The organism is Clostridium sp., from assembly GCF_036646415.1.
GTDB lineage: Bacteria > Bacillota > Clostridia > Clostridiales > Clostridiaceae > Clostridium_J.
This window is the reverse complement of sequence record NZ_JAVXMF010000017.1, coordinates 1-13,526: the sequence shown is the minus strand read 5'-3', so window position 1 is coordinate 13,526 and position 13,526 is coordinate 1. Positions and strand designations below refer to the sequence as shown.

Genomic DNA, 13,526 nt, shown 5'->3' with positions numbered 1-13,526 from the left:
ACCAAGTCACCTCCTTATATCAAGGATTTCTCATCTTCTCTAATTCCGTTTAATAGTCTTCTTATATATTCTTCTTCATTCCAATTTTTTTTACTTTTCTTGTATTTGTCATATATCTTCATAAATTCATAAGGATATGATAAAAGTGCCTTAATGAATATTTTACTATTTTCACCTAAATTCTCTATACTACAAAATGTATCTATACATCTTTCAAAATCAACATAAAATCCCTTTCGCTTGAGCTTTGATAAGAAATGATAACAATCCATTTCAACCATGTTATAAGCTACATCGTCAAAATTTACAATCTCTATAGTTTCGCCTTTTCCTAAATTATCAAAATCTACATCAATTAAACATATCTCCACATTTCTCATACTTCTTGCAACTAAATCCATATATCCATTGCTCATTATTATATCAATAACTTTTTCTCCTCTAGCTAAGATTTCATCACCCTTTTCCAGAATAATTTCCTCCACTCTATCTACAGGTCCATTTTCTTTTATCTTTTCTAAACTTCTTTTAAATTTTTTTATTTGAATTTTATCATCTTCAACAATCTTACAGGTATGATTATTTATTCTTTTCCTCAAATACCCATTAAATCCACAAGACAATTCATGAACTTTTCTTATTGTATGAATCTGCTCTATAACTTTTTCTTCTAAAATCCTTCTGTTTAAAGTCTCATTGCTCTTTAACATAAAATCAACTTTCTTTACACCCATAGTACTTAAATACTGCTGAAAACTATCATAAAAAAATCTATTCATTTTTCCACCTCTACTTATGTTTGCTTTTTTCTGACTTATTCATTTTCTTAAGTATCTCTTCTCTCTCCATTTCTAATTCCATCATTTTTTTTCTTCTTTTTTTAATTTTCTTTAACTCTTTAATCTGAACCTCCATATCCTCAAGTTTTTTATCATAATCACCTAAAGTTTTTAAATCATCATTATTATCCATATAATCCATATCCTTTTGATTTTCATTCTTATTCACACAATCCCCTCCTTAGAGATTATTTAACTTAAAACTTCTAAATTTATTTATAAACTCTTGTCTATCATCTATGTCATCTGCATATAACTTTAACTTTTTAAGGAAAAATTCATCTCCCCATGATTTCTCTTCCCAATAATATTGAATACCCCGTTGCCAATAATCTTGAGGAAACTCCATAAACCCTGCCATAATTTCAATGTCATCTTGCTCTAGTTCATGAACTGAAATATATGACTTTAATATAATTCTCATCCTATCCTCACCCCATCTGCCATATTTCATAGACCTAACTAGTAGACTAGCTAAGTCATGCAAATGAGTATCTAATATGCAATAATCGAAATCAATAACATCAACAGTTTGATTATCACACATCAGAACATTATGATGAGCATAGTCATGGTGGCAAAAGCCTCCATGATTTATCTCTTTTAACATTTGATTTTCATAATTACTATTACAAAGATTTTCAATTGCTCTATCACATCTTTTAAGCTCTTCATCCATAAGCCCTAAATAATATATATCTACTTCATTCTTGTGAACCTTTATTGCTATTCTATCCTTAAAATCTAATATTTCACCTCGTCTAGTTCTATATACCTCTATCCATTTAAACCAACCTACCCTTGGCTTCATATCACCTGTTACTAGAAACCCTTCACTGGCTTTGTGAAGTTCCCCTAATTTTCTTGCTGCAATGGCTAGTTCAATTGGATTATCGTAAGAACACTCTCTACCTTTAATCCATAGTGTTAAATATCCAAAACATTTACCAATTTTTACATAATCTCTGCCCTCTGTTGTTTTTATTATGTTTAGTACATATTCAAATCCATTACTATTTAGATGCTTAATAGCTCCTAATATAAATAGGAAATGTGGAAGTTCATATTTAACTATTTTTAAACAATATATCTGTTCACTTGTCTCTATTCTGTAGACTCCTTTTATTTTTTCGACTGAAGTTGCTATAATATTATACTCTCGTCCTAAAATACCTATTATTTCTAAATCTTTCAAAAAAACCTCCTCCAAGAACCTTCTATATGTAATATATGATAATTACAATAAATGTGTGTTTAGTTTTCAACTATTTGTAACACTTATTTATCCGTTGATTAATATGTAATATATACCTTTTAAAGGAGTTGAAATTATGAATATTGCCATAGATGGTAGAGGTATAAATTGGTACAATGGGAGTGGCATTGGAACATATACAGAAAATCTTTTAAAAAACTTACTTAACATAGACAAAGATAATTTCTATCAATTATATTGGTCTGGTGAAAATTATCAAAACTACCAAAAAGAAAATACAAATATAGTTATGTGTTCAAAAAAATATCAAAGATTCTTTCAAGATAATTTCTTTCCTCAAAATCTAAAGGGTGAAAATATAGATTTATATCATATTCCTCAAAATGGTATAGGATTAAGCAATGAAATTACTTGTAAAACAGTAGTTACTATTCACGATTTAATCCCCTATATCATGCCTGAAACAGTAGGCCGTGGCTATCTTCTTAAATTTTTAAAAGAACTGCCAATTATAACTGAACTAAGCAGCGGTATACTTACAGTTTCTGAGTATTCTAAACAAGATATATTAAGATTTTTTCCTATGGATGAAAATAAAATTTTTGTAACTCCACTTGCCGCGGATAAAAAATATATGCCTCTAGACAAAGCGAAGTGCAAATCTATAATAAAAGAAAAGTATGGAATTGATAAACCTTTCATTTTGTATATTGGAGGCTTTAGTAAGCGTAAAAATGTTTATTCTTTAATAACTTCTTTCGCTAAGTTAAAAAATCATATGAACAAAGAATATAATCTAGTCATCGTCGGTTCCTATAGAGATGAGTCACAAGAACTAGTTAAACTAGTTGATAAATTAAATATGAATAAATATATAAAGTTCACAGGATTTGCTCCAGATGAAGATCTCCCAATATACTATAATGCCTGTGAATGCTTTGCATATCCTTCATTATATGAGGGTTTTGGCCTTCCACCTCTTGAAGCAATGAGTTGTGGAACACCTGTAATTTCATCCAATACAACATCTATACCGGAAGTTGTTGGAGATAGTGGTATACTAATCGACCCATATCAAGATAATTCATTATTAAAGGCTATGGAGCTTATGTTAGGAAGCGAAACTCTTCGTAATGAGTTAAGCAAACTATCCCTATCTAGATCAAAACTTTTTTCTTGGGAAAATACCGCAAGAAAAACTTTAGCAGCTTACAAAACTGTATATGAAACTGTAATAACAGAAGTCTAACTTAAAAAGAGTAGTTACCTCTCTAGTAACTACTCTATATTTATTTTATAAGAATTCTTCAAGTTCTTTTTCTTTCTTCATTTCATTAAGTAGATGTTTAATTTCTTGATCTTTGCTCTTATCCATAACAAGTATAACGTCTCCCGCATCTACAATTACTAAATCCTTAATGCCAAAACCTATGATGAGATTTTTCTTACCAAATACTGCACAGTTTTCGCTTGAGTCTAAGTATGCAGACCCTACTATTCTATTACCTTTAGATTCTTCTAAAAATCGTGTTAGAGATGCAAAGCTTCCGATGTCATCCCATTGAAATTCGCTCTTAATTACATATCCCTTTCTAGTCTTTTGCATTATTCCAAAATCTACAGATATGCCATCTATTATTTTATATTCATTTTCTATAACTTCCTCTTCATCCTCCTCTCCTACATGTTTATAAATCTCACTAATTGAGTTATGCATTTTAGGTAAATATTTTTGCATTTCTCTTAAGAAAACATCAGCTCTCCAAACAAACATACCTGAATTCCATAAATAAGTTCCCTTCAATATGAAGTCTTTAGCTACATCTATATTAGGCTTTTCAGTAAATCTCGCCACCCTATAGGTCTTCATTGAACTTACTATAGGATCTCCCATCTCAATATATCCATAGCCTGTTTCAGGTCTACTAGGTTCAATTCCGATAGTTATAAGCCCTCTCCTTTTCTCTGCTAACTCAACTGCATTTTTTAGAGTATCTAAAAAAGCCTTTTCACCTTCTATATAATGGTCAGATGGTAATACTATCATCACTGCATCCTTATCCTTCTTTAGAAGTTTAGCGGCTGCAAGACCTATACATGTAGCAGTCTCCTTATTGCTAGGCTCCACAAATATATTTTCTTTGCTTATTTGTGATAACTCATCTTGAATTTTATCTATATATTCCTTATTTGTAACTACAAATGTATTTTCTTTTTTTATTAATGGTTCAATTCTACGAACAGTATTTCTTAAAAAGCTTTCTTCATTAAAAACTTTTAGAAACTGTTTTGGATTATTAGATCGTGACAGTGGATAGAGTCTTGTACCTTTTCCGCCTGCCAAAATTAATGCATATAACACCCGCATCACCTTTTACATTGCTTATTTTTATAATATGATATTAAAAACAATTGTGTGAGGAATAAAAAAAGATTCTTTTACTAATACCCTTAAATAAAAATTTATCGTATAATTATAGAATAATCAATGTAGTAATTTTGTATGAATAATTATGATATTGGTAATACATTTAGAAAGGGTGATTTCATCTTGAGCACTAACCATAATAATAAAAACAATAAAACCTCTGTAAATAGAATGACTACAGATATAAAAACTAAACCCTCTGTTTCTAAAAAAAATGAGTTAAGAAGAAAAAAATTAAAACAGCGAAAGCGAAGGAGAATAATCTCAATTATAGTAATTTCATTATTCGTACTTGTAATTATTTTTTCAAGTTCTATTTTATTAACTATGGGTAAGGTAAAACGTACTGACCTTGATAATGACAATTTAGGAATTAGTGATAAATTTATAAATGACTTAAATTACTCAGATTCCTTCGGAGATATTGTTAATATAGCTATGTTTGGGGTTGACCAAGAGGTTGATAACATCCAACGTTCTGATGCTATAATGATTGGAACCTTGGATACCGTTAATAAAAAGATTAAAATAACCTCTATAATGAGAGATACATATGTTAACATTCCTGATTATGGTTATGACAAACTTAACCATGCTTATGCTTATGGTGGTCCAGAACTTGCTATTAAAACCATAAATAAAAACTTTGATCTTAACATTACTGATTATGTGGCTGTAGACTTTACAGAACTTGAAGATATTATTGATGCCATAGGGGGCATTGATATGGAAATGACTTCAACTGAATTAGAGCATGTAAATGCATATCTTGATACAGTATATATAGCTTCTAATAAAACTCCTAAGCATGTATCCTTTAACCATGATGGAAAAGTTCATATGACAGGCTATGAAGCCCTTGGATATACAAGAATAAGAGGAACTGCTGGTGGTGATTTTGATAGAACTGAAAGACAGAGAAAAATAACCAATGAAATGTTTAATAATATTTCAAGTGCTGGAGTTGGTAAACTAGCTCTTATGATGAACAAACTTCTCCCTTATGTAGAAACAAGTCTATCAAATACTGAAATCTTAAATTTAGGTACCCAAGTTGTATCCATGGGATCAAGTGATTTAGAACAAGCTAGATTTCCTAGAGATGAATATAGTGAAAATGCCTTAATTAATAGTATTTTCTATCTAACATATGATGAAGATATTGCTAGAGAAGAAATTCATGAATATCTATTTAAAGACATTAAATTATGGAATAACTCAATCGAAGAATAAATTATTAATTTACTAACATTCATGTAAACATAACTAATTGAGTAAATTTCACAATTATGTATTTTTGTTTCATAATCTTTTTGATCTTTCAAATGTTTTTTGCGTACATCAAAGCTAATCAATAAGGTTGCCTGTGGATAACTATACAATTTTTAAGAAAATGATATAACCTTAAGCCGAAGGCTTATTTAGAGAAAGTGTCCCAGAAATTAAAGCAATACATCTCAACAAACAGGTTGATATAACTTTTTTTATACCAACTGATCGCTGATTATTTATATTAAGATGTTCTTTTAGCTTAGAATTTGTTCTGTATATCAAAAGTGCGTTTGTTGTATAACTTTTGATATACAGAACTGTTTCTAGGAGGATATGAACAGAGCCTACTATTTTCCTTATAATTGAGTTTAAGAGTGTACCCATAACTAGAATTACTACACCAACAAGATCCTTGTGGGCAATTAACTTTGTTTCAAACATGAGGACATCTATATTTAAAGTAGTCGCCATCTTTGCCCCAATATACTAAAGTATAACCCATTGGGCAAATAGGATTTAGATTTTCATCAAAGCCTTGAGCTGGAGCATATTTACCTCTTTTGTTTAATGCAATAATTAGATTTGCTTGTAGTCGTTGAACTAATTGTTTCCTATACTTTATTTTTTTAACTTGCATAGCAACCAAAGCATAAAGCATAGGTAAAATATCATGACCTTTCGGTCCACGCGTAGTGTTTGGTTTAGATAACTTTATAACTAATGGAGAAAAATCAATTTCTGATAGTATTAATTCTAATCTAGTTTTAGGTTGAAATTTTATTATTTCATCAAAGGATAAAAGCATTCTTATCGAATACACATAGTGTTCACCTCGTTGATTTGTATTTGGACACACTGTATATATTCAACATTTGGGGTGAATTTTCATTTTCGGATTAATAGAATATAGAAAAATTAACGTTTGAAAAATATGCAATTTACTCAATTAATATACTATTTTCTTTTGTTGTGTTGTATAATGGATAAATGTGATATACCTCTTTTGGATGTTTTACTAGCTTAGTACTATATATCCAAAAATATTTATAGGGATGTGATTAAAAATTGGCAAACAAAAATGTAACAAGCAATCAAAGCATTAAAAAAAGGCGTATGATAAAAATTATTCTTATATGTTCTGTTGTTCTAGTTATGTTAATCTCCTCAGTTTTTCTCTTTACAAACAATTTATTATCTAAAATTAAAAGAGTTGAGTTAGATAATACCGACTTAGGAATTAGAGAAGATGTTACTGAAAAGATTGAGATGGATGAAATAACTAATATCGTGAATATAGCTATATTAGGTGTTGATGAGACCGGTAACGATGTTGGACGTTCTGATGCTATGATGATAGCAACTTTCGATCCCGTCCACAAAAAACTTAAAATTACATCTGTTATGAGAGACACCTATGTAGAAATCTCGGGGTATGGTAAAGATAAACTTAACCATTCCTTTGCCTATGGAGGTCCACAGCTTACTATTAAAACTTTAAACCAAAACTTTGGACTTAATATAACTGACTATGTGAAAATCAACTTTGAAGAATTAGAAGGTCTCATAGATGCAATTGGTGGTATTGATATGGAATTGTCTGATGAGGAAATTAAAGAACTTGATGATTACATAGAACTTGTTTCAACTGCATACAAGATTCCAGTAAACTTTCTTGTTAAAGATGAATCTGAAAAAGTACATTTAGACGGATTTCAAACTCTAGGATATTGTAGAATTAGAAGTACTGCAAATGGTGATTTTGACAGAACTGAAAGACATCGTAAAATCATGACTGAAATGTTCAATAAAATTTCAAGTGCAGGTACAGCAAAGTTGACATCAATGGCAGCTAAACTTTTACCTTATGTAGAAACCAGTCTATCTAATAAAGAAATAATAAATTTAGGAGCTAATGTCCTAAACTTAGGAACTGCTAACATAGAGCAAGAAAGATTTCCTAGAGATGAATATTCTCACAACTCAGAAATTTGGACTCCATCGGTTGGTCTTAATATATTCTATTTATGTTACGATGAAGCATATACTGAAAAACAAATGCATGAATATATTTTTAATGACCGAAAACTATGGCTAGAGGATAATCAAAAAGTTTACATTCATGACAACGAACATTATCATGAGAACTCAGAACCAAAAATGACTGTTCCAACCACAAATAACAATAATACCAATAATAATACCAATAATACCAATAATAATAACAATACTAAAGATGAAAACACTAAAAATAATGATACCAGTGGAGATAATACTCAAGATGACAATACTGGAAATGGTACCGGTGAAGACAATACTCAAACTCCGTCTACCGGAGAAGATACTAATGGAGATGTAGAAACACCTAATCCTAGTGTACCAAAACCACCAAATCCATAATTTTAGGAGGATTCTATGAGTAAAGATGTTAACCCAAATAAAAGGTCACAAAGTAAAAAAAAGAAATCCAAAGGTTTAAGTACCAGTAAAAAGATTCTCCTTGTAATTGCAACACTTTTAATATTTTGTATTGCAGCTGCAGGTAGTTATGGACTATCTATGATAGGTAAATTAAACACTGTAGACTTTGATGATAAAAATTTAGGTATTGATGAATCTATATCAAAATCAAAAAAAATAAAAAATATAGTACTCTTTGGAATAGATCAGAGTGAAGGTGATGTAGGTCGTTCTGATGCTATAGTTATTGCAACTTTAGATTCCGAACATAAAAAACTTAAATTAACTTCTATTTCAAGAGATAGCTATGTAAATATCGAAGATCATGGATACGATAAAATTAATCATGCCTATGCTTTTGGACAAGAGGAACTTGCCATAAAAACTATTAATCAAACCTTTGGCCTTGATATTACAGACTATGCTAAGGTTAACTTTACTAATCTTAAAGATATTATAGATACTATAGGTGGTATAGATCTTACTATAGAAGATTATGAGCTAAGTGATTTAAGCGGTACCATCTCAAGTTCTGGAAGGCAGCACGTTAACGGAGATCAAGCACTGGCATATTGTAGAATAAGATATAACAGTGGTGGAGATGATAAGAGAACTGAAAGACATAGAATCGTCCTTACTGAGATTTTTAATAAGATATCCACGGTAGGAACTCTTCAGCTACCATCTATGGTTAGCGATATTCTACCTCATGTTCAAACAAGTCTTTCAACCTCTGAAATACTAAGTCTAGGAACAAGTGTGTTAGGTTCTGGAATCACAAACATAGAACAACTAAAGTTTCCACTTCCTAGTTATAGTAAAGGCGATAAGATAGACGAAATTTGGTATACAATCTTCGATGAAGCTGTTACTAAAGAACAAATTCAAAAATATATATACGAGGATATAAAACCTGAATAATAAAAAACATGTTACAGTAATGTAACATGTTTTTTGTTATAATTAACTAGGTAAAAATTGCTTTACACTATTTAAAACTTGTTCTTCTAAATAAGCTATATTTCTTTCTGCATCTTTATTATTTTCTCCAGTAACACCTAGATATACCTTCATCTTTGGCTCTGTACCTGAAGGACGTACTACGAAATAGCACCCATTGGAGAAAATGAACTTAATAACATTAGATTTTGGAAGATTTATTACTTCTTCGCTAGAGTCTACAAAACTCTTTATAGTACTTAGCTTATAATCTTCTTTAAATTCAACATTATATTCTCCAAAGTTTCTTATATCTTCATTTCTAAAGTACTCTATTATCTCACCAATCTTTTCTTGACCATCTTTTCCTTTTAGTTCAATAGAGATTAGCTTCTCTTTATAATATCCATATTCATTATATAAATCAACTAACCCTTCATATAACGTCTTTCCTATAGACTTATAGTAAAGTGTCATCTCACATATTAAAGTAGCTGCTATGACTGCATCCTTATCTCTCACAAAGTCTCCTGCTAGATATCCATAGCTCTCTTCAAATCCAAGTAGAAATTGATTTTTCTCTTGATTCTCTTCAAAATTTCCAATCATCTCTCCAATATATTTGAATCCCGTTAAAACTTCTTTAAGCTCAACCCCAAAATTCTTGCAGATTGGCTTTATCATATCCGTTGATACTATAGTTTTTATTATAGTACCTTGGTCTGGAAGTTCATTAACCGCTTTCAAGGATGATACTATATAGTGTGATAATAAAACCCCAACTTGATTTCCTGTTAATACAGTATAGTCTCCTTTATCATCTTTAACCACAGCTCCTATTCTATCGCAATCTGGATCTGTTCCAAGAATAATATCTGGATTAAACTCCTTAGCCATTTCCAAGGCTAATTTAAACACCTTACTATCCTCTGGATTTGGATAAGGTGCTGTTGGAAAATCTCCATCAGGGAGTTCCTGTTCCTTAACAACTTCTAGATTCTTGTAAAAAAGTTCCCCTAGTACTCTTCTAACTGGAATATTTCCTGATCCATGAATAGGTGTATATATTATCTTTAAATCCTTAGATGAGTTTTTAACAAGGTCTTTTCTTATTGTAATTCCTTTAACCCTTTCGATATATGTAGAATATATCTCTTCACCTATATAATTAATAAGTCCCTTTGATATGGCTTCTTCCTTATCCATAACTAAGATTTCTTCAAAGGAACCTACCTTATTTACAAAGTTAATAATCTCATTAGCTGCAATATCTGTTACTTGACACCCATCACTTCCATAAACCTTATATCCATTATATTCTTTAGGATTGTGTGATGCTGTAAGCACAATTCCACCTTGACATTTTAACTCTCTAACTGCATATGAAAGCATTGGGGTTGGAGTAAGTCTATCATATAAATATACCTCTATACCATTCCCAGCTAAAACCCTTGATGTGTATTCTGAAAACTCCACAGACATATGTCTAGAATCATAAGCTATAGCAACTTTAGGATTATCATAATGACTATTTAAATAATTTGCAAAGCCCTGAGTAGCTTTTCCAACGGTGTATATATTAAGCCTATTACTTCCTGCTCCTATTACACCTCTAAGTCCACCTGTACCAAACTCTAAATCCTTATAGAATCTATCTTCTAAATCAGCCTCTTCTTTAATGTTTTTTAACTCTTCCTTTGTATCCACATCTATAAACGAAGAGTTAATCCATAAGTTATATTTATCTTTGTAGTTCATATTATCCCCCCCCATTTCAAGTACCTTATTACTTATTTCTATTATATTCTTATTGTACTAATAACAATTAAGACATCCTTCTGCCATATAATATTGATTAACAACTTATGTCTTTTATGATTATTATATATCATCCCTTGTTAAGTGTAAAATTTATACATTGGTTTTCAATACTTTATTTATTATATCCTTAATTGCATCTTTGTATAACAATAAAGTTATGACAATATTTATAACGGCTAATCCCACTGTAATTATTGAGAAATCATTAAAACTTGAGTATAAGGCAAGAACCGCCATAGATGCTATTATAATAGTTGTCCTACCTATATGATAATCTACATTGTAAAGTTTTCTAGATATTAAAGTTCTAGAATAGTAAAGTATCATATATGCAATTCCTGTAGAAATAGCTGCTCCCTTTGCTCCAAGCTTAGGTACTAGAATATAATTTCCAATAATGTTAAATACACATGCAATAGACGCTATTATTATATGATACTTAGGTTTTTTCTTGAAATTTATACCTACAACAGAGACTTCAGACATAGTATATAACACTGGCATAAATACTAAAAATGGCATAATATATGATGCCATTCTATACTTCTCACCTAATAATAATACAATTAAATCTTTAAATGTTATTAATCCAATACCTATTAAAAACATTGAAAAACTTAGTATATCATTCATATCAGAGAAAAACTTAGTATCCTCTGGATTTTCCTCATACTTTTCAAATGATACAGGTGTCCAAAATGTAACAAATGATGACTGAAGTATATTTAGTATTGCTATTATGTTCATTGCAGATCCATATATACCTACATCTGCATAACTTCCATATGCTTTAATTGCCACCTTGTCGGCAGATTGAAATACCCAAGCTACCATAAATGTAAATATTAATGGTACTCCATACTTTATAATATCCTTTTGGGAATTTTTTAATACCTTATGCTTAACCCCTTTAAACTTCCAAGTATCTCTTTCTGAAAATATAGATATTCCTACAATTGTTATATTCGATATCAACGTTGCATATGCAAGGGTCATAAAATCGCATTCAAACATCATTATAAATAGCCCTATAGATATCAAATAAGTAATTTTTTGTGCTACCTGTAAAAATGAATACAGCTTTCCTTTTTGCTTCATTCTTACGGTTAAAAGTGAAAATCTACTTATTGATGCTAATGTTATATTAATTAAAAGTAGTATTATGAAGCTAAAACTATATTCTCCTATGATGCTCTCAGATATAGGTACTTTAAATATAATTACTACAATTATTAGTGCTAAGTTAAGAATCATTGGAATCTTTATACTTTCAAATAAAAGCCTGTTTCTATTTGTTTCATCTTCCTCATAAAAGAACCTTACATAAGCTTGATCTAATCCACATGTTATAACCAACATAAATATATTGGCATACATTATAAACATGCTATATTTACCGTATTCTGTAGGCTCTATTATCCTAGTTATTAATGGTGTTGATATAAGCCCAATAATTAGAACTATCCAATTACCTATAGAAAATGACAAAAATTTTCTAAGAAGAACGTTATGTCCACTCCTTACTAGTACACTTTTAAGCCCCGACTTCAATCTCCTCATAATATTACACTAATCCTATTGATTTTCTAAAAGTTGATCTACTGGTACATCTCTTAGAACTTTAGCTGGACTTCCAATTGCAACCTTCTTACTTGGCACATCCTTTGTCACTAAAGCACCTGCTGCTGCAAATCCTTCTTCTTCTATAATTTTACCAGGAAGCACTACAGTACCTGCCCCAATTCTTCCACCTTTTTTAACAGTAATGCCCTTGAATTTTCCGAACCTTTCTTTTGAACGAGCTGCGTAGTTATCATTAGACGTAACAACACAAGGTGCAATAAACACATAGTCTTCTACCGTAGAATATGCAGTTAAGTATACATTTGTTTGTATCTTACAGTTAGAACCTACTGTGCAGAAATTCTCTATAGTAGAGCCTCTTCCTATAACTGTTCTATCTCCAATAGTAACATTTTCTCTAATAGTTGCCATATCAGCAATTAAAGTTTTATCTCCAATAGTTGCCCCTCTATAAATAATAGTAGTAGCACCAATTAGACAACCTTCTCCAATAGTACATGGTGGAAGTTTATCCTCGTCTTTAAATATACTATTTACCCCTCTCATAGGAGTTTTACCTACAACTGTATTGTCATCTATTCTTACATTTGATTTTATTACAGTATCCTCACGAATAACTACATTATGTCCTATAATACAATTGTCTCCTATAACTACATTATCCTCGATGACTGTGAATCTCCCAACCTTAACATTCTCTCCTATAGTTGATTTCTCTGATATATAATTCATATGTTACACTTCCTTATCATATTTAAATTAATACATCCTATAGGTTATTATTTCTTTATAAACTTATTTAAATAACAACCAGTAAGATATATATCAAATTACGGTACCCCAAATACCATTAATTCACTTTCAAACTATATTATATCTTATTTAAAGTTTATGTTCTACACAATGTATTCTTTATGTTTGAGTCAAGTAAAAGTTGGCAAGTCTTCTTTTTCAAAATATACCTATATAA

The 13,526-nt window shown here is 30.3% G+C and carries 12 protein-coding genes; 4 read left to right on the top strand and 8 right to left on the bottom strand.

What is annotated here, in order from left to right:
* Window positions 1-14: 14 nt before the first annotated feature.
* Genes RSD37_RS11615 through RSD37_RS11605 form a run of 3 tightly spaced genes read right to left on the bottom strand, consistent with a single transcriptional unit; the run spans window position 15 to window position 2,034 of the window.
* On the bottom strand, window positions 15-779 hold the full coding sequence (locus tag RSD37_RS11615; protein WP_346946908.1) for a hypothetical protein: 765 nt from the start codon (window positions 777-779) through the stop codon (window positions 15-17).
* Window positions 780-789: 10 nt separating this feature from the next.
* Window positions 790-1,008: a hypothetical protein gene (locus RSD37_RS11610; RefSeq protein WP_346946907.1), complete on the bottom strand. Its 219-nt coding sequence runs from the start codon at window positions 1,006-1,008 to the stop codon at window positions 790-792.
* 12 nt (window positions 1,009-1,020) lie between these two features.
* Window positions 1,021-2,034, bottom strand: a complete 1,014-nt coding sequence (locus tag RSD37_RS11605) for a CotS family spore coat protein (protein ID WP_346946906.1) — start codon at window positions 2,032-2,034, stop codon at window positions 1,021-1,023.
* A gap of 136 nt (window positions 2,035-2,170) precedes the next feature.
* Here RSD37_RS11605 and RSD37_RS11600 point away from each other — a divergent pair, with 136 nt between their 5' ends.
* Window positions 2,171-3,304: a glycosyltransferase family 1 protein gene (locus tag RSD37_RS11600; protein WP_346946905.1), complete on the top strand. Its 1,134-nt coding sequence runs from the start codon at window positions 2,171-2,173 to the stop codon at window positions 3,302-3,304.
* A gap of 45 nt (window positions 3,305-3,349) precedes the next feature.
* On the opposite strand, the gene RSD37_RS11595 is transcribed toward RSD37_RS11600, so the two are convergent.
* Window positions 3,350-4,417, bottom strand: a complete 1,068-nt coding sequence (locus RSD37_RS11595) for a mannose-1-phosphate guanylyltransferase (protein WP_346946904.1) — start codon at window positions 4,415-4,417, stop codon at window positions 3,350-3,352.
* A 189-nt stretch (window positions 4,418-4,606) separates the two neighbouring features.
* Here RSD37_RS11595 and RSD37_RS11590 point away from each other — a divergent pair, with 189 nt between their 5' ends.
* On the top strand, window positions 4,607-5,716 hold the full coding sequence (locus tag RSD37_RS11590; RefSeq protein WP_346946903.1) for an LCP family protein: 1,110 nt from the start codon (window positions 4,607-4,609) through the stop codon (window positions 5,714-5,716).
* Between the two features lie 472 nt (window positions 5,717-6,188).
* On the opposite strand, the gene RSD37_RS11585 is transcribed toward RSD37_RS11590, so the two are convergent.
* Window positions 6,189-6,575 (bottom strand): hypothetical protein, encoded by a 387-nt coding sequence (locus RSD37_RS11585; RefSeq protein WP_346946902.1) that lies wholly within the window; start codon window positions 6,573-6,575, stop codon window positions 6,189-6,191.
* 245 nt (window positions 6,576-6,820) lie between these two features.
* On the opposite strand from RSD37_RS11585, the gene RSD37_RS11580 reads away from it, so the two are divergent.
* Together RSD37_RS11580 and RSD37_RS11575 are read left to right on the top strand one after the other, a co-directional pair.
* Complete coding sequence (locus tag RSD37_RS11580; RefSeq protein WP_346946901.1) at window positions 6,821-8,152, top strand: LCP family protein; 1,332 nt, start codon at window positions 6,821-6,823, stop codon at window positions 8,150-8,152.
* Window positions 8,153-8,167: 15 nt separating this feature from the next.
* Window positions 8,168-9,133 (top strand): LCP family protein, encoded by a 966-nt coding sequence (locus RSD37_RS11575; protein WP_346946900.1) that lies wholly within the window; start codon window positions 8,168-8,170, stop codon window positions 9,131-9,133.
* Window positions 9,134-9,175: 42 nt separating this feature from the next.
* Here the strand turns inward: RSD37_RS11575 and RSD37_RS11570 are convergent, their stop codons facing one another.
* The 3 genes from RSD37_RS11570 to RSD37_RS11560 all read right to left on the bottom strand — a co-directional run bounded on the left by RSD37_RS11570 (window position 9,176) and on the right by RSD37_RS11560 (window position 13,288).
* Window positions 9,176-10,909: a phospho-sugar mutase gene (locus RSD37_RS11570; RefSeq protein WP_346946899.1), complete on the bottom strand. Its 1,734-nt coding sequence runs from the start codon at window positions 10,907-10,909 to the stop codon at window positions 9,176-9,178.
* Window positions 10,910-11,062: 153 nt separating this feature from the next.
* The gene (locus RSD37_RS11565) at window positions 11,063-12,532 is read right to left on the bottom strand and encodes an oligosaccharide flippase family protein (protein ID WP_346946898.1); all 1,470 of its coding nucleotides are present in this window, start codon (window positions 12,530-12,532) and stop codon (window positions 11,063-11,065) included.
* 15 nt (window positions 12,533-12,547) lie between these two features.
* Entirely contained in the window at window positions 12,548-13,288 is a 741-nt protein-coding gene (locus tag RSD37_RS11560; protein WP_346946897.1) for a DapH/DapD/GlmU-related protein, read from the bottom strand.
* Between the last annotated feature and the right edge of the window lie 238 nt (window positions 13,289-13,526).

Coding starts and splice junctions, on each gene's coding strand:
- RSD37_RS11615 (WP_346946908.1), bottom strand. CDS start 779: ATGAATAGATTTTTTTATGATAGTTTTCAGCAGTATTTAAGTACTATG.
- RSD37_RS11600 (WP_346946905.1), top strand. CDS start 2,171: ATGAATATTGCCATAGATGGTAGAGGTATAAATTGGTACAATGGGAGT.
- RSD37_RS11575 (WP_346946900.1), top strand. CDS start 8,168: ATGAGTAAAGATGTTAACCCAAATAAAAGGTCACAAAGTAAAAAAAAG.
- RSD37_RS11570 (WP_346946899.1), bottom strand. CDS start 10,909: ATGAACTACAAAGATAAATATAACTTATGGATTAACTCTTCGTTTATA.
- RSD37_RS11565 (WP_346946898.1), bottom strand. CDS start 12,532: ATGAGGAGATTGAAGTCGGGGCTTAAAAGTGTACTAGTAAGGAGTGGA.
- RSD37_RS11560 (WP_346946897.1), bottom strand. CDS start 13,288: ATGAATTATATATCAGAGAAATCAACTATAGGAGAGAATGTTAAGGTT.